The sequence below is a fragment of the Streptomyces sp. NPDC096205 genome, assembly GCF_044763135.1.
Taxonomy (GTDB): domain Bacteria; phylum Actinomycetota; class Actinomycetes; order Streptomycetales; family Streptomycetaceae; genus Streptomyces.
The window spans coordinates 239,393-256,769 of sequence record NZ_JBIWFS010000001.1 but is presented as its reverse complement, the minus strand read 5'-3'; the positions used below and the strand labels follow the sequence as shown (position 1 = coordinate 256,769).

The following is a 17,377-nucleotide window of genomic DNA, read 5'->3' as shown; positions in this document are numbered from 1 at the left end:
CCAGGCCCGTTCGCGCGCCATGGAACTGCGCTTCACCTTTCGAAAACTTTTCGAGACGGACCCATTGACGCCGCATGGCCGACGTGCCTACCGTCCCGGCAATCACTTGAAACCTTTCACGCCGTGGGGCCGGGACCGCTCCGCCCCCGTCGTCGAGGAGCCCCCATGACCCACCCGTCCGACACGGGACAAGCCCCCGTGCTCGCGCTCAGGGACGTCTCCAAGTCCTTCGGCGCCGTACGCGCGCTGCGGGACGTCCGTCTGGAGCTGTTCGCCGGCGAGGTGCACGCGCTCGCCGGGGAGAACGGCGCGGGCAAGTCGACCCTGATCAAGACGCTCGTCGGCGTGCACCGCCCGGACACCGGCCAGGTGCTCCTCGACGGCGAGCCCGTCGCCTTCCACGGGCCGGGCGACGCCCGGGACGCCGGCATCGCGGTGATCTACCAGGAGCCGACGCTCTTCCCCGACCTGTCGATCGCCGAGAACATCTTCATGGGCCGCCGGCCCCGCCGCACCCTCGGCCGCATCGACCACAAGGCCGTGCACGCCGCCACCCTGGCCCTGATGCGCCGCCTCGGCGTCGACCTCGACCCCGACCGGCCCGCGCGCGGCCTGTCCATCGCCGACCAGCAGATCGTCGAGATCGCCAAGGCGCTCTCCTTCGACGCCCGTGTCCTGATCATGGACGAGCCGACCGCCGCCCTGACCGGCAGCGAGGTCGCCCGCCTCTTCGGGGTCGTACGCACACTGCGCGAACAAGGCGCGGCCGTGCTGTTCATCTCGCACCGTCTGGAGGAGATCTTCGAGATCTGCCAGAAGGTGACCACCCTGCGCGACGGCGCCTGGATCGCGAGCGAACCGCTGGCGGACATGACCGACGACGACCTCGTCCGCCGTATGGTCGGCCGCGACCTCGACGAGCTCTACCCCAAGCAGGACGTGACGCCCGGCGAAGTCGCCCTCAGCGTGCGCCGGCTGACCCGCGAGGGCGTCTTCACCGACGTCTCCTTCGACGTACGGCGCGGCGAGATCGTCGGCCTGGCAGGCCTCGTCGGCGCGGGTCGCACGGAGGTCGCCCGAGCCGTGTTCGGCATCGACCGCTGGGACGCGGGCGAGGTGTCCGTTCAGGGCAAGGCCCTGGTCAACGGCGCCCCGTCCACCGCCATGGCGTCCGGGCTCGCCCTCGTCCCCGAGGACCGCCGCGCCCAGGGCCTGGTGATGGACATGTCCATCGAGCGCAACATCGGCCTCACCGGACTGCGGACGACCGTGAAGGCGGGCCTCGTCGACCGGGGCGCCGAACGCAGCCGCTCCCTCGACTGGGCCGTGAAGCTCCAGGTCAAGTACGCGCGGATCGCCGACGCCGTGTCCACCCTCTCCGGCGGCAACCAGCAGAAGGTCGTCCTCGCCAAGTGGCTCGCCACCGGCCCTAGGGTGCTCATCGTCGACGAGCCGACCCGAGGCATCGACGTCGGCACCAAGGCCGAGGTGCACCGGCTGCTGTCGCAGCTCGCCGCCGACGGCGTGGCCGTCCTGATGATCTCCTCCGACCTGCCCGAGATCCTCGGGATGGCCGACCGCGTGCTCGTCATGCACGAGGGCCGGCTCACCGCCGAGATCCCCCGCTCCGAAGCCACCGAGGAAACCGTGATGGCCGCAGCCACGGGGAGGGCCGCCGCATGACGGTCACCGCCCCCGAGCACACCCCCGTGTCGGACGTGCCGAAGTCCAGCGGCACCCGCCTGGTCGACCGCGTCTTCAAGATGCGCGAACTGGCCATCCTGGTCGTCTTCCTGGTGATGATCGCCGTCACCCAGGCGGGCAACAGCGAGTTCCTGTCCGAGCAGGGCATCAAGGACCTGCTGCTGAACGCGACCATCCTGGTCCTGGTCGCCACCGGCCAGTCCCTCGTCGTCATCACCCGCAACGTCGACCTGTCCGTCGGCTCCACCCTGGGGATCAGCGCCTTCGCCGCCGGCACCTACCTCCAGGGCGGCGGCAACCCCGTGGTGGCCGTCCTGCTCGCCGTCCTCACGGGCGTCGGCTTCGGACTGCTCAACGGCCTGCTGGTCAGCCTCGGCCAGGTGCCCGCGCTCGTCGTCACCCTCGGCACGCTGTACATCGTCCGCGGCATCGACTCCATCTGGGTCGGCTCCCGGCAGATCACCGCGGCGGACCTGCCCGGCGGCTTCGTCGACTTCGGCTCCGGCGGCATCTCCGCCGTGCCGTACCTGGCGCTGATCGCGCTGGCGGTGCTGGTCGCCACCGCGTACTACCTCAAGCACTACGGCAGCGGACGCGAGCTGTACGCGCTCGGCTCCAACCCGGAGGCCGCACGGCTCGCCGGCATCCCGGTGCGCAAGCGGATCCTCACCGCCTACACCTTCTGCGGGGCGGCCGCGGGGCTCGCGGGGGCCATGTATCTCGCCCGGTTCGGCAACGTCGACTCCGGCACGGGCAACGGCTACGAACTGACCGTCGTCAGCGCGGTCGTGGTCGGCGGAGTGGTCTTCACCGGCGGGTCCGGGAGCGTGTACGGAGCGGCCCTCGGTGCGCTGCTGCTGACCTCCATCAACAGTGTGCTGCCCGCCCTCGGCGTCAGCTCCGTCTGGGTGCTCGCGATCAACGGTCTCCTGCTCATCCTCGCCATCGTGGTCGACCGGATCGTCGGGCTGCGCGTGGCCGACGCCCTGAAGAAGAGGAACGCCCGCCATGCCTGAGTCCCTTGTGCGCGCGGTCCGATGGTCCTCCTGGAAAAGGTGGGATTCAGCCGTCGGTGCGCTTCTGATCGTTGTGCTGCTGTTGTCCTTCGGATCCGTCGACGGTTTCGGAAACGCGCTCAACCTGTCCTTCCTGATCGGAAACACGCTTCCGATCGCACTGATCGCGCTCCCGATGACGCTTCTGGTCGTTTCCGGCGAGATCGATCTTTCGGTCGCCTCGACCGCCGGTCTGTCCGGTGCGGTCATGGGCGCCCTGTGGAACCAGGGCATGACGATCGAGACCATCATCCCGATCTGCCTGCTGCTCGGTGTGGTGTGCGGTCTGGTCAACGGACTGCTGGTGACCAGGCTCGGACTGCCGTCCCTGGCCGTCACCATCGGCACGCTCGCCGCGTATCGCGGGATCGCCCAGATCGTGCTCGGTTCGGACGCGGTCACCGACTTTCCCACGCAGTACCTGGATTTCGCGGCCGGGCGGATCGGGGACACGTTCATCCCCTATGCGTTTGTGCCTTTCCTGGCGCTTCTCGCCATCGCCGTGATCGTTCTGCACGCCACGCCGTTCGGCCGATCGCTTTTCGCGACGGGCGCGAACGAGGAGGCCGCGCGGTTCGCCGGCATCCGGGTCAAGCGGCAGAAGCTCGTCCTGTTCACGGTGACCGGGTTCATGGCCTCGCTCACCGGCGTCTTCTGGGCCCTGCACTATGCGAGTGCGCGGTACGACAACGCCACCGGCCTGGAGCTTTCCGTCGTCGCCGCGGTACTGCTCGGCGGTATCGACTTCGACGGGGGCAAGGGGACGCTCGGCGGTGCCTTCGCCGGGGTGTTCCTGCTCGGTGCGCTGCAGAACGTCATGAGCCTTCAGGACGTCTCCGCGCAGTCGCAGATCGTCGTCACCGGTGTGCTGCTCGTTCTTTCCGTGCTCGGGCCTCGGGTCGTGCGGCAGATCGCCGTCGTGCGTGCTCGATCGTCCGGCTGACCGGTTGTTCGTGGCCGGCCGCGCCCACGCGGCGGAGCCGCAGATCGATACAGCCCCGCGCCCCTGAGGGGCGTCTTCCTTCCGCTCGTCCAAAGGACCTCACCATGCCCATGCGCCGCACCCTCGTCCCCCTCGTGATCATCGGCTCCCTCGCCCTCGCCGCGTGCGGCGGCACCACCAAGGAGGACGTCGCCAAGGAGGACGCCTCCGCCGCCACCGCCGGCAAGGCCGATCCGAACGCCCAGCTCAAGAAGGGCCTGACCGTCGGCTTCCTGCCCAAGCAGGTGAACAACCCGTACTTCACCAGCGCCGACCAGGGCGGGGAGAAGGCGCTCACCGAACTGGGCTCCAGCTACAAGGAGGTCGGCCCCTCCAGCGCCACCGACACCGCCGGGCAGGTGAGCTACGTCAACACGCTCACCCAGCAGCAGGTCGACGCGATGGCCGTGTCCGCGCAGGATCCCGGCGCGCTGTGCACCGCGCTGAAGCAGGCCATGAAGAACGGGATCAAGGTCGTCACGTACGACTCGGACACCACCCCCGGCTGCCGCAACGCGTTCATCTCGCAGGCCTCCGCCGAGGACCTGGGCCGCACCGAGGTGCAACTGCTCGCCGAGCAGATCGGGTACAAGGGCGAGATCGCGATCCTGTCGGCCGCGCAGACCGCCACCAACCAGAACACCTGGATCGAGTTCATGAAGGACGAGCTCAAGGATCCCAAGTACAAGGACATGAAGCTGGTCAAGGTCGCCTACGGCAACGACGACGCCCAGCAGTCCTTCCAGCAGACCCAGGGCCTGCTCCAGGAGTACCCGAACCTGAAGGGGATCATCTCCCCGACCACCGTCGGCATCAAGGCGGCAGCCCAGTACCTGTCCGGCTCCAAGTACAAGGGCAAGGTCGAGCTGACCGGCCTCGGCACCCCGAACGACATGCGCAAGTACGTCAAGAACGGCACCGTCGACGCGTTCGAGCTGTGGGACCCGGCCAAGCTCGGCGACCTCGCAGCCCGCACCTCCGTCGCGCTGGTGTCCGGCCAGATCACCGGCAAGGAGGGCGAGACCTTCAAGGCCGGCGACACGACGTACACGATCGGCAAGGACGGCGTGATCAGCCTCGGCAAGCCGACCGTGTTCGACGCGAAGAACATCGACCAGTACAACTTCTAGCCACGGGGCGGTACGTCACCATGCAGCGCGTCTGTTTCCTGCTCAAGGTCCGCCAGGACCGGCTCGAGGAGTACCGCGAGCGCCACGCCGCGGTATGGCCGGAGATGCTCCAGGCGCTCACGGCCACCGGCTGGCGCAACTACTCCCTCTTCCTGCGCGACGACGGCCTCCTCGTCGGCTACCTGGAGACGGAGGACTTCCAGGCGGCCCTGGCCGGCATGGAGGCCACCGACGTCAACGCCCGCTGGCAGAAGGAGATGGCGCCGTTCTTCGAGGCACTGGACGGCGCCCGCCCGGACGAGGCGATGAAGCCGCTGCGAGAAGTCTTCCACCTCGCCTGATCCGGGAGCCGGACGATGAAACCGTCGCTCACCCTCCGAGGCAGCACCCGACTGGACGCGCACGCCCTGTACTTCGTCTCCTACGACGGCCTGGTCAACAACAACTCCTTCCAGAAGAACGGCCTGTTGACCTACCGCGGCCATCAGTACGCCGCCTGGTACACCGCAGACCGCTCCGCCGTGGTTGCCCGGCGCGCCCTCGGCGAGGACACCTGGGAGACCGTCCGGCTGGGCCACCGCCTGCGCTACGACGACTCCCACAACGTCATCTCCATGGGCGTCTCCGCCGTCGACGGCCGGCTGCACCTCGTCCTCGACTCGCACAGCGACGGCTTCTTCTACGTCAAGTCGGCCGCCGGTCTCCTCGACACGGACGAACCGGCGGCCGGCGCCTGGACACCGGCCGCACTGGGCCCCGTACACACCACCCTGGACGGTCTGTCGCTCACCCCGCGCTTCACGTATCCGCAGTTCCTCACCACCCCCGAGGGCCTGCTCCAGCTCAGCTACCGCGACGGCGTCTCCGGCGACGGGCGCAACGCCCTCGCCGAGTACGACGGTTCGCGGTGGCGGGCGCCGGGGGAGTGGAGCAGCTCCACCGGCGTCTACCGATCCCCGATCGGCGACCACCGCACGTCCACCGCCCGCAACATGTACCTGCACGGCATCGACTACGACGCCCGCGGCCGCCTGCACGCCTTCTTCACCTGGCGCGAGCAGGACCCGGCCGTGCTGCGCGCGGCCGGTGGCCTCACCAACCACGACACCGGATACGTGTACTCCGACGACCGCGGCCGCACCTGGCGCAACGACGCCGGCGAGGCCCTGGGCGAGGTGGCCGTGATGTCCCCCGGCGTGGTCGTCGACCCGCTCGGCCCGGACCACTGCCTGATGAACCAGGAGAGCCAGGCCGTCGACTCCGCCGGGCGCCCGCACGCGATCATCAGCCATGTGCCGGTCCGCCTCGGCCCGCGCACGGGCGACTACGTCATCGAGCGCGTCCGGCACGCCCGCGCCCACCACCTGCGCAAGGACGCCGCCGGCCGCTGGCTCAAGACCGAGATCCCGGTCCCGCTCGCCTCCAGCCAGCGCACCAAGCTGGTCCTGGACCGCCACGACAACGCCTACGCCGTCCTGCCGTACGGGCGAATCGCCGCCGCCTCCCGGGCCTCCGGTCACACGGACTGGACGCTGCTGTTCGACGGCGAGGGCCTGAACGCCTTCGGCGAGGTCGTCGTCGACGAGACGCGGATCGCGGCCGACGGCGTGCTGTCGTTCCTGTACCAGGAGAGGTCCACGGGAACCACCCCGTCGGCCCTGCACGTCGTGGACTTCGCCCTGCCCCTATGACCGGGGCCCCAGCCCGCGGGGACGGCGGTAGTGTGAAGCTCTTCCCGCCGCCCCTCGTTCACCTGGAGGACTTCGCCCGATGGCCCAGTCGGTGGGTATCAAGGACGTCGCCCGAGTCGCCGGAGTGTCCGTCGGCACGGTGTCCAACGTCATCAACCGCCCGGACACCGTCGCCGCCGAGACCCGCGCGCGGGTGCTCAGCGCGATCGACCGGCTCGGCTATGTGCGCAGCGAGTCCGCGCGGCAGCTGCGGGCCGGCCGCAGCCGGATCATGGGCCTGCTCGTCCTCGACATGGGCAACCCCTTCTTCGTCGACGTTGCACGCGGCGCCGAGCGGGCCGCCCGGGACGCCGGGCTCGGTGTGATGGTCTGCAACAGCGCCGAGAGCGCGAGCGAGGAGGCCGAGTACCTCTCCCTCTTCGCCGAGCAGCGGGTGCGGGGCGTGCTGCTCACCCCGGCGGACGCCACCGGCCGCAACATCGCGGCCTTCCGCCGGCACGGCATCCCGTTCGTGCTGGTAGACCGCGTGTCGGAGGGCACCAGCGAGTGCTCGGTCTCCGTGGACGACGTGGCGGGCGGCGCGCTGGCGGTCCGCCACCTCATCGACGCCGGGCACCGCTCCCTCGCCTACGTCAGCGGCCCGCCCGGCTTCACCCAGGTCCGCGACCGCCGCATCGGCGCGCTGAACGCGCTGGCCGAGGCCGGCCTCGGCCCGGAGTGCCTGCGCGAGATCCCCACCGAGCGCCTCGACGTCACGGCGGGCCGCGACGCCGGCGCCCGCCTCCTCGGTCTCGCCGACCGCCCCACCGCAGTGTTCTGCGCCAACGACCTGCTCGCCCTCGGGGTGCTCCAGGCGATGTACGCGGCCGGCGTCGACATCCCCGGCGACCTCGCGATCGTCGGCTACGACGACATCGAGTTCGCCGCCGCGGCCGCCGTACCCCTCACCTCGGTCCGCCAGCCCGCCGTCACCATGGGCGCCCTGGCCGCGGAACTCCTCCTGGAGGAGACCGAGGAGACCGCCGGCCCTCACGAACACCGCCGGGTCGTCCTCCAGCCGGAACTGGTGGTCCGCCGCTCCAGCCTGTCGGCCCGCTGAGCGGCGGTTCAGTAACGGTTCATGATCCCTGGGTTCGGCAGAAGCCTGTCCATATGTTGGACTGGGAGCTGACCTGCACGTAGAGCCTGCGACCCAGGTTCTCCGACCGCACCGGGAGCACCCTTGACCCTCAGCTACCGTCAGCCCGGCGTCGTCCTCACCGACCGCCGCTTCACCGTGCCGCTCGACCACGACGACCCCGCGGGCGAGACCATCGAGCTGTACGCCCGTGAGGTCGTGGCGAGCGACAAGGCGCACCAGGGCCTGCCGTGGCTGGTCTACCTCCAGGGCGGCCCCGGCTTCGGCGCCAACCGCTTCATCGGCAGGCCCGCCTGGCTCGGCCGCGCCCTGAAGGAGTACCGCGTCCTGCTGCTGGACCAGCGCGGCACCGGCCACTCCACACCCGCCAACCGCCAGACGCTCCCGCTGCGCGGCGGCCCCGCCGAGCAGGCCGACTACCTCACCCACTTCCGCGCCGACTCCATCGTCCGCGACTGCGAGGCCATCCGCCCTGAGGTCACCGGCGGCGCCACGTGGACGGTCCTCGGCCAGAGCTTCGGCGGCTTCTGCACCGTCAACTACCTCTCCACCGCCCCCGAGGGCCTGACCGCCGCCCTGATCACCGGCGGCCTGCCCGCCCTGCACGCCCACGCCGACGACGTCTACCGCGCCGCCTACCCGCGCATCGAGCGCAAGGTCGCCGCCCACTACGCCCGCTACCCGCAGGACATCGAGCGGGCCCGCGCCATCGCCGACCACCTCCTGCACCACGAGGTGACCCTCCCGGGCGGCTACCGCCTCACCGTCGAGGCCTTCCAGTCCCTCGGCATCCTCCTCGGCGGCGGCGAGGGCAGCCACCGCCTGCACTTCCTGCTGGAGCACGCCTTCGTGCCCACCCCGCACGGCCCGGCCCTCTCCGACGCCTTCCAGGAAGAGGTCCAGGGCCTCCTCTCCTACGCCGGCCATCCCCTCTACGCCCTCGTCCACGAGGCCATCTACGGCCAGGACCCCCGCCCCACGGCCTGGTCCGCCGAACGCGTCCGCGCCGAGTTCCCCCAGTTCGACGCGGCCAAGACCCTCACCGGCGACGGCCCCCTGCTCTTCACCGGCGAGACCATCCACCCCTGGATGTTCGACTGCGACCCCGCCCTGCGCCCGCTGGCCGAGACGGCCGGCCTCCTGGCCACCCGCACGGACTGGACCCCGCTGTACGACGCCGCACGCCTGGCGGCGAACGAGGTCCCGGTCGCGGCCGCGATCTACCACGACGACATGTACGTCGACACGGCCCACTCCCTGGAGACGGCGAGGGCGATCAGGGGCCTGCGCACCTGGGTGACCAACGAGTACGAACACGACGGAGTGCGGGCAGGCGGCCCGAAGGTACTGGACCGACTCCTGGCTCTTGTCCGGGACGAGGTGTAGCCACTTCAGACGGTGCGATCGACCACGCACAACCCGCAGACATAGGACGGCACTTCAAGCCCACGCATTACTCTGCGATCATGACAGAGATCGCTCAGCTGAACCCCATGCCCGAGGACTGGCAGCGCGCCCTCGCGGTGGTGGCCCACCCCGACGACCTCGAATACGGCTGCTCCGCCGCCATCGCCCAGTGGACGGACGGCGGCCGCGACGTGGCCTACGTCCTGGCCACCCGCGGAGAGGCCGGCATCGACACCCTGGAACCGGACAAGTGCGGCCCGCTGCGCGAGCAGGAGCAGCGGGCCAGCGCCGCGGTCGTGGGCGTCGCCACCGTCGAGTTCCTCGACCACAAGGACGGTGTCGTCGAATACGGCACGGCCCTGCGGAGGGACATCGCCGCAGCGATCCGCCGTCACCGCCCCGAGCTGGTGATCACCCTCAACCACCGCGACACCTGGGGCGGAGTCGCCTGGAACACCCCCGACCACGTCGCCGTCGGCCGGGCCACCTTGGACGCGGCGGCCGACGCGGGCAACCGGTGGATCTTCCCCGAGCTGACCGAGCAGGGCCTGGAACCCTGGAACGGTGTCCGCTGGGTCGCGGTGGCCGGTTCCAGCACGCCCACCCACGCCGTGGAGGCGACGGCGGGCCTGGAGCGGGCGGTGCACTCCCTGCTGGAACACCGCAGCTACATCGAGGCCCTGACGACCGAGGACCCGGAGACGTACGTCCGCGGCTTCCTCACCGGCAACGCCGAGGCCGCCGCCGCCCGCTTCGGCGGCAGGCCGGCCGTGACCTTCGAGCTGTTCAGCCGATGACGGCGCAGACCTTCGAGGAGCACCGCGACCATCTGCGCGCGGTGGCCTACCGCATGCTCGGCTCGCTCGCCGAGGCGGACGACGCCGTGCAGGAGACCTGGCTGAAGTACCACGGGGCCGACGTCACCGAGGTGCGCAACCTCGGCGGCTGGCTGACCACCGTGATCAGCCGGATCTGCCTCAGCATGCTGCGCTCGCGCACCTCGCGCCGTGAGCAGCCCATGGACGAGGCGTTCGTGCCCGACCCTGTCGTGCGGCCGCTGTCGGAGATCGACCCGGAGCGGGAGGTGCTGCACGCCGACTCGGTGGGCCTCGCCCTGCTGGTGGTGCTGGAGAACCTGGAGCCCGCCGAGCGCCTGGCGTTCGTGCTGCACGACATGTTCGCCGTGCCGTTCGACGAGATCGCCCCGATCGTGGAGCGCAGCGTGGACGCCACCCGGCAGCTCGCCAGCCGGGCCCGGCGAAGGGTGCGCGGCGCCTCCCCGTCCGCCGCCCCGGATCTGGGTCGGCAGCGCAAGGTCCTGGACGCCTTCATGGCGGCCGCGCGCGGCGGCGACTTCGACGCGCTGCTCGCCGTCCTCGACCCGGACGTCGTACTGCGCGCCGACTCCGGTCCGCTGGTGCGCGGCGCGGCCGCCTCCAAGGTCGTACGCGGTGCCCGCCCGGTCGCCGAACAGGCCATGCTGTTCCGGCAGTTCGCCCCGAACGCCCGCTTCCTGCTGCTGGGCGACGGGATCGGGGTGGCCAACGTGGTGGACGGCCAGGTGCTCTCCCTCATGGGCGTCACCGTCACGGACGGCCGTATCACCGAGATGTTCATCCTGGCCGACCCCGAGCGGCTCGCCCGTCTCGACCTGCCGTCGTTCGCGGAGGACTGACGGTACGTCAGGCACCAGCCGGTGTCTGACGGTACGTCAGACGCCGGCCGTTGTGCGGTGCGGGTCCACGACCCGCCCGTCCGGCAGGAGTTCACCGGTGTCGTCGAAGACGATCGTGCCGTTGCACAGCAGGCTCCAGCCCTGCTCGGGGTGGGCCGTGACGACGGCCGCGGTGTGGTGGTGCGGGCTCTCGGCGGTGGGGCACGGCGGCTGATGGCTGCACATGGCGTCTCCTCGGTCCGGTGGGGCTCCTGCCGCGGCTCGGGTTCCTCACCCCAGTGGTAGCCGACGTTGTTTTCGGCTGAATGAGGGGACCCCCACAGGCCCGGAAACTCAGCGGTGAGTTCGCGCCTCCGCGGGCGCGCGCCCCGCTGCCGGAGCGGTCCGCCGGCGCAGCCGCAGCCGTAGCCCCTCGGGCATCAGGGTGAGGCGCTCGGCGACCCGCAGCCGGTAACCGGGATCGGGCACCAGCTCGTAGCGGCGCAGCAGCAGCCCCAGCACGAGCGTGGCCTCGTGCAGCGCGAACTGGCGTCCGATGCAGGCCCGCGCGCCGGTCCCGAACGGCTTGAAGGTGTGCGGGGGACGCGCGCGTACGGCGGCGGCGTCGAAGCGGTCCGGGTCGAACCGTTCGGCGTCCGGCCCCCACGCCTGCGGATCGCGGTGCAGGGACGCGGTGAGCACCAGCGCCCACGCGCCGCGCCGCATCGGATGCGTCCCCGCGAGCACGGTGTCCGTCCGCGCCTCGCGGGCGAACGCGGGCGCCGTCGGCCACAGCCGCAGCGACTCGTCCAGCACCCGGCGTACGTACCGCAGTTTGGCCACCTGCTCGTACCCCGGTGTCTGCGCGTCACCCCACACCCGGTCCACCTCGGCGCGGGCGCGCTCGGCGATCTCGGGGTGCAGGGCCAGATAGTGCAGGGCGAAGGAGAGCGCGCCGGAGGTGGTCTCGTGGCCCGCGACCAGGAAGGTGATCACCTGGTGCCGGACGTTCCGCGCCGCCAGCCGCTCACCCGTCTCGGGGTGCGCGGTGTCGAGCATCCGGTCCAACAGGTCGCCGCCGCCGCTCGCCCCGGACGCCCGCCGGGCTTCCACCAACTCGTCGACGGTGCGGTTGAGATACGCGATGTCGGCGGCGTTGCGGCGCGCGGCTCCGCGTATCAGCAGCGGCGAGGGCACGGAGTTGAGCCGCTGGGCGTAGCTGAGGGTGCCCACCATCGCGGTGACGAAGGGGTGCGGCCGGTCCCGCTCGAAGGAGCCGAAGTCATGGCCGAAGCCGGTGCGCGCGATCGTCTCCAGCGTCAGCTTGGTCATGTCCCCGGGCACGTCCACGGACCGCCCGGCGGCCGCCCGCGTGTCCCAGTGGTCCGTCAGCCGCGCGGCCACGTCCAGCATCATCGGGTGGTAGCCCGCCATCGCCTCGCGGCTGAAGCCGGGCGCGAGCACGTCGTGCGCCAACTGCCAGTTGGACTCGTGGTTGTACGCCGTGAACAGGCCGTCCCCGGCCACCGGCCGCAGGTTGGCGATGCCGAGCCCCACATGCTTGGCGAAGCGTGACTCGTCCGCCAGCTCGGCGGCCAGGTCCGCGCCCCACACGAACACGAACTCCCGCCCGAACGCCCGCCGCCGGAAGATCGGGCCCAGCTCGCGGCCGATACGCATCGAGTCCTGCAGCGGGGTGCGCAGGCTGACCCCGAGGACATCGCCCAGCAGGGGGAGCCGGCGGGGCGGGTGCGGAATGCGGTGCAGCTCGGGCCAGCCCTGCTCGGCGCTGCGGAATCCCCGGGGCAGCCCGTCCGGTGTCCGCTGCGTCGCCGTCTCCGCCATGACGCGATCTCCCTTGATCCAACGGCAGGTTGAGCCTGTTGTACGTGGGTTCAACAGTGCGGCCAGTCTCCGCCCGTTGTTGAACCGACGTCAAGTAAAGTGCGGCCATGGCCGCGAACCAGGGTGAGCGCACACGCCGTCGGCTCAGCACCGAGGAGCGCCGTGAGCAGCTCCTGACGGTCGGGGCGCGGCTGTTCTCGGAGAATCCGTACGACGACGTGTGGATCGAGCAGGTCGCCGAGATCGCGGGCGTCTCCCGCGGCCTGCTCTACCACTACTTCCCGACCAAACGGGACTTCTTCGCCGCGGTGGTGGAGCGGGAGAGCGAGCGCATGCTGCGCATGACGGCCGCGGTGCCGGGCGTCCCCGTGCGTGAACAGCTCACCGCGGGCCTGGACACATATCTGGAGTACGTCGAGTCCCATGCCCACGGCTACCGCGCCTTCCACCGCGCCGACGCCGCCGGCGACCAGGCCGTCCGCCGTGTCTACCAGCGGGCCCTCGCCGCGCAGGAAGAACAGATCCTCGCCGCCCTCGCCGCCGACCCCGAGTTCGGCCCGGCCTTCGCCGAACGCCCCGACCTCCCCCTGGCCGTCCGCGGCTGGCTCGCCTTCACCACCGCGGTCTGTCTGGAGTGGCTGCGCGGCCCGGGCCTGAGCCGGGAGCAGGTCCGGGACTTGTGTGCGCGGGCGTTGCTGGGGGTGGTGACCGACTGAGCGGCTTGGCGGCGGCCGCGATCTCCGATAGGTTAGGTGAGCCTTACCTAAGGAGGAACGCATGGGTGACCCCTGGACGGCCGTGCCCGGCGCGGCGGAACGCGCGCGGTCGGTGCTCTCGACGGCGTGGTCGTGCTCGGTGACGGCGGACGGCGGCCGGGAGGAGCTCGTCGGCGCGCACACCGTGACCGACGACGGCCGGGTCGTGCTGCAGCTGCCCGAGGACAGCGCACTGCTCGCCGCCGCGCTCTGCGCACCCCGCGGCGAGCCGTCCGCCGTCCTGGAGTTCGCCGACGTCGCCCCCGTCCCCGTACGCAACCGGATCCGCGCCCGGCTGTGGATCGCCGGCTGGTTCACCCCCGAGGACGGCGGCCTCGCCCTGCGCCCCACCCGGGTCGTGCTGCGCCGCCCCGCCGGTGCCGAGCTCGTCGACCTCGACGAGTTCACGGCCACGGCCCCCGACCCGCTGGCCGGCGCCGAGGCGCACCTGCTGACCCACCTCGCCGACGCCCACCCGGACGCCGTCGAACGCCTCACCCGGCTCGTCGAGCCCGACAGCCTGCACGGCGCCGTCCGGGTCCGGCCCCTCGCGGTCGACCGGCACGGCCTCACCCTGCGCATCGAACGCGTCCGCGCCCACGGCGACGTACGCCTGCCCTTCCACGCCCCCGCCGACACCGTCGCCCAGCTCACCGAGCGCATGCACGTACTGCTCGGCCAGGCCGCGGCCACCGGCTGCCCGCGCGCGCTACAGAGGCACCGCGCAGACGGCGACCGCTGACGGGAACGGCCGCCCCGCGAGCCGCAGCCCACCGCTCGCCGCGTCCACGTGGAACACGCTCACCGTGCCCGACCGCTGATTCGCCGCGAACAGCAGGCGCCCGTCCGGCGACAGCGCGAGCTGGCGGGGGAAGTCCCCGCCCACCGGCACGGTGTCCAGCAGCCTGAGCCGGGCGCCCGCCGCCTCCACCGCGTAGCGCGTGATGCTGTTGTGCCCCCGGTTCGCCAGATACGCGAACGCCCCGTCCGCGGTGACCACGAACTGCGCCGGATAGCTGGTGCCCTCACCCGTGCCCGTGGACTGCGGCGCACCGATCGTCAGCCGCCCGGTCCCGCGTTCGTACGCGCACACGGCCACCGTGTTGTCGACCTCGTTGGCCAGATACGCGTACCGGCCACCCGGATGGAAGGTCAGGTGCCGGGGCCCCGCACCCGGCCGCGTGTGCGCCTGCCCGATCTCCTCCAGCGTGCCCCTGCGCAGGTCCAGGCGGTAGCTGTAGACGGTGTCCGTGCCGAGGTCCACGGCGAGGACCGTGTCCGGGTCGGGCCCGGTGACGAACTGATGGGCGTGCGGACCCTCCTGCCCGGGTCCGGGCGCCGGGCGCGAGTGCGTGACGAGGTCCGTCCGCTCACCGAGCGCGCCCGAGGCGTCGACGGGATGCACGGCCACGCTGCCCGAGCCGTAGTTCGCGCTCAGCAGCCAGCGCCCGCCCGGATGCACCGACACATGACACGGCCCCGCCCCGCCCGTGCCACGGCTGCCCAGCACCTTCCGGTCCGCGAGGCGCACCGCGGTCACGGTGCCCCGCTCGCGCTCGTTCACCGCGTACAGCGTGCGCCCGTCCGGGTGCACCGCGAGATACGACGGGTCGGCGACACCCGTGACGGTCCCGACCCCGCGGATGCGCCCACTTCCCGGATCGTAGGAGGCGAGTCCGATGCCCCGGCCGCCGCCCTCGGCGGAGGTGTACGTGCCGAGGTAGAGGGGGCGGGGGCCGGAGGGCCGTGACGGCCGCCGGCCGGTCGCCGCGGGGCTCTCGCCGCGCGAGGTCGCCGGACCGCCGGACGGAGGCGCCGGACTGCCGCACCCCGCCAGCGGAAGGGCCGCCACGGCCGCCACGAACCCCCGCCGGCTCCAGCCACGTGCCGTACCGCTCCCCATGCCACACCTCGGGTCGTCGCCTGCGTCTCAGCAGCAACCTTGACGCGGACGCCCCGTGGGAGCCAAACCGGGCCCGGCCGATGTGGGCACGGTTTGTTGCGGCGGGGGCGTGTGCAGAGGGGGCTGGAGTGCAACAAACGGTGCCCACACCGAGGCCCTTGACGTCAGCGCCTGCGGCTCGCGCGGCGGGTCCATCGGGGGAGCTGGAGCCGCTCGCGCAGCCAGGTCAGCCACGGTCGCCGTTCGCGCTGCTCGCGGGAGACGCGGTCCAGCTCCTCCAGGAGCCGGCGCGAGCGGTGCTCGGTGTCCATCTCGTCGAGGATCCGGTTGACCTCGGTCAGCACGGCACCGCGCAGCTGCCAGTGCTCGGCGTCCAGGCGTACGTCGTCCAGCAGCAGGTCCGCGAGCTTGTCGCGGGTCGTGGCGGCCTGGCGCAGCTCGGCGGTCAGGCGGGCCTCCGCGGACTCGGCGTTCTCGCTGACATGGGTGGTGACCAGCACGGCGAAGCTGACCACCGCGTCGGCGACCTCGGACAGCAACTGCTCCAGGACCGCGCCGGTCTCCTCGCGGAACAGCGGCTCCGGCTCGCGTTCCTTGGCGAGGTCGGTGAGGGTGCGGGCGAGCACCCGCAGGACGACCGTGACGATCTCCAGCGTGTCCAGGCCGGTGCGCAGCACGATCCGGTACAGCAGGCCCTCGCGGACGCGCGGGTTGAGCCGCAGGCTGTCCTCGGCCTGCCGCAGGGCCGCGTCCACGCCGACGATGTCGTGGTCCAGGCGCCGTGCCTCGTGCAGCCGCGCCGCCGCGCGCAGGAACGGGGTGTGGCCCGCGGCCTGCTCGCCGAGGCGCAGCATCAGCTGGCGCACCCGGCGGGCCAGCCCCTCGATGGACTCGCCCGCCTCGCCGACCCACACCGGCGGCGGCAGCAGCACATTGATGGACAGGCCCACGACCGCGCCGATCAGCGTCTCCAGGACCCGCGCCCAGGCGTAGTCGCCGACCGCGGTGACGCCGAGCACCAGCATGGCGCTGATCGCCACCTCGGGGACGTACTCGTCGACTCTGACGAGATGGCCCACCGCCAGCGAGGCCACGATCAGCAGGGCCAGGCTCCACCAGGTCAGGCCGACCAGCAGGCTGAACGCGATGGCCACCAGGACACCCGCGACCACGGAGTTCACCCGGCGGATGCCGTTGGTGAGGGTGGCGTAGAGGGTGACCTGGACGACCAGCAGCGCGGTCAGGGGAGCGGTGAGCGGGGCGGCCTCGGGACTGAGGTGCAGGGCCACGACGTACGCGATCGTCGCCGCGGCCGAGGACCGCAGCGCCTGGACGACCACCGGCTCCCGGCGCCGCCTCGCCATGCGCACGAGGGGCGCGGGCCACTCATGTACCACGCGCATCCCTAGGGCTGTTCCCCATCAGTGGGCAGGTCGAACGCCTCTCAGGCGTAGACCTTGTCGAGGAAGGCGGAAAGGTTGGCCATCGTGCGTGTGACCTGCTCCTCCACGCCGAGGGTCTCCTTGATCCGCGGACCCGAGTCGGGGACCTTCTTGCCCCGGACGTAGAGGGAGCACGCGAGGTCGGTGCACATGTACAGCCCGACCGAGTTCCCCTCGCGCCCGGCCGTGCCCGCCTTGCGCGCCGTCATCAGGGAGACCCCGTTGCCGGGATGCACGGTCAGGCACAGCGAACACATGCTCCGGTGCAGAAACCCGCGGTACGAGGACGGGAACCGCATGGAGAGACCCACCAGCCGCCCCTCCCGCTCGGAGACGAGATAACTGCGGTCCGGCGCCCCTGGATCCCGCCACCCGAGGAAGTCGAGGTCGTCCCACGGCAGCAGCTCGAGGTCGCGCGGGACGGCCAGCCGCTTCGCCTCGCCCTTGGAACAGTTCACGAAAGAGTCGCGGATCTCCCGCTCGGTGAGTGACTTCATGACGGCAGCCTCCAGAAACCTAAAGCCTTTAGGGACGCACCTAGGATAGGCAGCCAAGGAGGGGGACTCCAGTGGATTTCCGGGCGCGACGACACGGCTCCACTTTGCTCAGTACGTGAATTAAGGGCTGTCGAATGTCGCGTGCGGGCCCATGGCGAGGGTATGTTGCAGGTC

Annotated in this window: 17 protein-coding genes; 12 read left to right on the top strand and 5 right to left on the bottom strand. The window is 71.5% G+C overall.

The annotated features are described in order from the left end of the window. The first annotated feature begins 165 nt into the window (after positions 1-165). The 10 genes from ACIQ6Y_RS01180 to ACIQ6Y_RS01135 all read left to right on the top strand — a co-directional run bounded on the left by ACIQ6Y_RS01180 (position 166) and on the right by ACIQ6Y_RS01135 (position 10,782). Positions 166-1,683 carry a sugar ABC transporter ATP-binding protein gene (locus ACIQ6Y_RS01180; protein ID WP_404031096.1) on the top strand — a complete coding sequence of 506 codons (1,518 nt, stop codon included), beginning with the start codon at positions 166-168 and terminating at the stop codon, positions 1,681-1,683. Continuing rightward, positions 1,680-2,720: an ABC transporter permease gene (locus ACIQ6Y_RS01175; RefSeq protein WP_404031094.1), complete on the top strand. Its 1,041-nt coding sequence runs from the start codon at positions 1,680-1,682 to the stop codon at positions 2,718-2,720. Before ACIQ6Y_RS01180 ends, ACIQ6Y_RS01175 begins: the two co-directional genes overlap by 4 nt. Beyond that, positions 2,713-3,702, top strand: a complete 990-nt coding sequence (locus ACIQ6Y_RS01170) for an ABC transporter permease (RefSeq protein WP_404031092.1) — start codon at positions 2,713-2,715, stop codon at positions 3,700-3,702. The genes ACIQ6Y_RS01175 and ACIQ6Y_RS01170 overlap by 8 nt, the downstream gene beginning before the upstream one ends. 104 nt (positions 3,703-3,806) lie before the next feature. After that, a complete protein-coding gene (rhaS, locus tag ACIQ6Y_RS01165) occupies positions 3,807-4,871 on the top strand; it encodes a rhamnose ABC transporter substrate-binding protein (protein WP_404031090.1) in 1,065 nt (354 codons plus the stop codon). 20 nt (positions 4,872-4,891) lie between these two features. Beyond that, positions 4,892-5,212: an L-rhamnose mutarotase gene (locus tag ACIQ6Y_RS01160; RefSeq protein ID WP_404031087.1), complete on the top strand. Its 321-nt coding sequence runs from the start codon at positions 4,892-4,894 to the stop codon at positions 5,210-5,212. Positions 5,213-5,227: 15 nt separating this feature from the next. Then, positions 5,228-6,562 (top strand): BNR repeat-containing protein, encoded by a 1,335-nt coding sequence (locus ACIQ6Y_RS01155; RefSeq protein WP_404031084.1) that lies wholly within the window; start codon positions 5,228-5,230, stop codon positions 6,560-6,562. A 79-nt stretch (positions 6,563-6,641) separates the two neighbouring features. Continuing rightward, the gene (locus tag ACIQ6Y_RS01150) at positions 6,642-7,661 is read left to right on the top strand and encodes a LacI family DNA-binding transcriptional regulator (protein WP_404031081.1); all 1,020 of its coding nucleotides are present in this window, start codon (positions 6,642-6,644) and stop codon (positions 7,659-7,661) included. A 123-nt stretch (positions 7,662-7,784) separates the two neighbouring features. Beyond that, positions 7,785-9,086 carry an alpha/beta fold hydrolase gene (locus tag ACIQ6Y_RS01145; RefSeq protein ID WP_404031078.1) on the top strand — a complete coding sequence of 434 codons (1,302 nt, stop codon included), beginning with the start codon at positions 7,785-7,787 and terminating at the stop codon, positions 9,084-9,086. 80 nt (positions 9,087-9,166) lie between these two features. After that, positions 9,167-9,904: a PIG-L deacetylase family protein gene (locus ACIQ6Y_RS01140; RefSeq protein ID WP_404031076.1), complete on the top strand. Its 738-nt coding sequence runs from the start codon at positions 9,167-9,169 to the stop codon at positions 9,902-9,904. Next, a complete protein-coding gene (locus ACIQ6Y_RS01135) occupies positions 9,901-10,782 on the top strand; it encodes a sigma-70 family RNA polymerase sigma factor (protein ID WP_404031073.1) in 882 nt (293 codons plus the stop codon). Before ACIQ6Y_RS01140 ends, ACIQ6Y_RS01135 begins: the two co-directional genes overlap by 4 nt. 36 nt (positions 10,783-10,818) lie before the next feature. Here the strand turns inward: ACIQ6Y_RS01135 and ACIQ6Y_RS01130 are convergent, their stop codons facing one another. Together ACIQ6Y_RS01130 and ACIQ6Y_RS01125 are read right to left on the bottom strand one after the other, a co-directional pair. After that, positions 10,819-11,007, bottom strand: a complete 189-nt coding sequence (locus ACIQ6Y_RS01130) for a DUF5999 family protein (protein ID WP_404031070.1) — start codon at positions 11,005-11,007, stop codon at positions 10,819-10,821. Positions 11,008-11,115: 108 nt separating this feature from the next. Next, a complete protein-coding gene (locus ACIQ6Y_RS01125; RefSeq protein ID WP_404031067.1) occupies positions 11,116-12,606 on the bottom strand; it encodes a cytochrome P450 in 1,491 nt (496 codons plus the stop codon). Positions 12,607-12,713: 107 nt separating this feature from the next. On the opposite strand from ACIQ6Y_RS01125, the gene ACIQ6Y_RS01120 reads away from it, so the two are divergent. Both ACIQ6Y_RS01120 and ACIQ6Y_RS01115 read left to right on the top strand, forming a co-directional pair. Beyond that, positions 12,714-13,322 (top strand): TetR/AcrR family transcriptional regulator, encoded by a 609-nt coding sequence (locus ACIQ6Y_RS01120; RefSeq protein ID WP_404031064.1) that lies wholly within the window; start codon positions 12,714-12,716, stop codon positions 13,320-13,322. A 61-nt stretch (positions 13,323-13,383) separates the two neighbouring features. After that, positions 13,384-14,103 (top strand): DUF2470 domain-containing protein, encoded by a 720-nt coding sequence (locus tag ACIQ6Y_RS01115; protein WP_404031061.1) that lies wholly within the window; start codon positions 13,384-13,386, stop codon positions 14,101-14,103. Here ACIQ6Y_RS01115 and ACIQ6Y_RS01110 read toward each other — a convergent pair. From ACIQ6Y_RS01110 to ACIQ6Y_RS01100, 3 genes are all read right to left on the bottom strand, one after another. Beyond that, complete coding sequence (locus ACIQ6Y_RS01110) at positions 14,071-15,264, bottom strand: lactonase family protein (protein ID WP_404031058.1); 1,194 nt, start codon at positions 15,262-15,264, stop codon at positions 14,071-14,073. The two genes, ACIQ6Y_RS01115 and ACIQ6Y_RS01110, sit on opposite strands and share 33 nt — an antisense overlap. A gap of 164 nt (positions 15,265-15,428) precedes the next feature. Further along, on the bottom strand, positions 15,429-16,667 hold the full coding sequence (locus ACIQ6Y_RS01105) for an aromatic acid exporter family protein (RefSeq protein WP_404031055.1): 1,239 nt from the start codon (positions 16,665-16,667) through the stop codon (positions 15,429-15,431). Between the two features lie 41 nt (positions 16,668-16,708). Then, complete coding sequence (locus tag ACIQ6Y_RS01100) at positions 16,709-17,203, bottom strand: FBP domain-containing protein (RefSeq protein ID WP_404031053.1); 495 nt, start codon at positions 17,201-17,203, stop codon at positions 16,709-16,711. Between the last annotated feature and the right edge of the window lie 174 nt (positions 17,204-17,377).

What these genes read in the sequence shown, in the direction of transcription:
- ACIQ6Y_RS01180 (WP_404031096.1), top strand. Translation starts at nt 166, where the DNA reads ATGACCCACCCGTCCGACACGGGACAAGCCCCCGTGCTCGCGCTCAGG.
- ACIQ6Y_RS01175 (WP_404031094.1), top strand. Translation starts at nt 1,680, where the DNA reads ATGACGGTCACCGCCCCCGAGCACACCCCCGTGTCGGACGTGCCGAAG.
- ACIQ6Y_RS01170 (WP_404031092.1), top strand. Translation starts at nt 2,713, where the DNA reads ATGCCTGAGTCCCTTGTGCGCGCGGTCCGATGGTCCTCCTGGAAAAGG.
- rhaS (WP_404031090.1), top strand. Translation starts at nt 3,807, where the DNA reads ATGCCCATGCGCCGCACCCTCGTCCCCCTCGTGATCATCGGCTCCCTC.
- ACIQ6Y_RS01160 (WP_404031087.1), top strand. Translation starts at nt 4,892, where the DNA reads ATGCAGCGCGTCTGTTTCCTGCTCAAGGTCCGCCAGGACCGGCTCGAG.
- ACIQ6Y_RS01155 (WP_404031084.1), top strand. Translation starts at nt 5,228, where the DNA reads ATGAAACCGTCGCTCACCCTCCGAGGCAGCACCCGACTGGACGCGCAC.
- ACIQ6Y_RS01150 (WP_404031081.1), top strand. Translation starts at nt 6,642, where the DNA reads ATGGCCCAGTCGGTGGGTATCAAGGACGTCGCCCGAGTCGCCGGAGTG.
- ACIQ6Y_RS01140 (WP_404031076.1), top strand. Translation starts at nt 9,167, where the DNA reads ATGACAGAGATCGCTCAGCTGAACCCCATGCCCGAGGACTGGCAGCGC.
- ACIQ6Y_RS01135 (WP_404031073.1), top strand. Translation starts at nt 9,901, where the DNA reads ATGACGGCGCAGACCTTCGAGGAGCACCGCGACCATCTGCGCGCGGTG.
- ACIQ6Y_RS01130 (WP_404031070.1), bottom strand. Translation starts at nt 11,007, where the DNA reads ATGTGCAGCCATCAGCCGCCGTGCCCCACCGCCGAGAGCCCGCACCAC.
- ACIQ6Y_RS01125 (WP_404031067.1), bottom strand. Translation starts at nt 12,606, where the DNA reads ATGGCGGAGACGGCGACGCAGCGGACACCGGACGGGCTGCCCCGGGGA.
- ACIQ6Y_RS01120 (WP_404031064.1), top strand. Translation starts at nt 12,714, where the DNA reads ATGGCCGCGAACCAGGGTGAGCGCACACGCCGTCGGCTCAGCACCGAG.
- ACIQ6Y_RS01115 (WP_404031061.1), top strand. Translation starts at nt 13,384, where the DNA reads ATGGGTGACCCCTGGACGGCCGTGCCCGGCGCGGCGGAACGCGCGCGG.
- ACIQ6Y_RS01110 (WP_404031058.1), bottom strand. Translation starts at nt 15,264, where the DNA reads ATGGGGAGCGGTACGGCACGTGGCTGGAGCCGGCGGGGGTTCGTGGCG.
- ACIQ6Y_RS01105 (WP_404031055.1), bottom strand. Translation starts at nt 16,667, where the DNA reads ATGCGCGTGGTACATGAGTGGCCCGCGCCCCTCGTGCGCATGGCGAGG.
- ACIQ6Y_RS01100 (WP_404031053.1), bottom strand. Translation starts at nt 17,203, where the DNA reads ATGAAGTCACTCACCGAGCGGGAGATCCGCGACTCTTTCGTGAACTGT.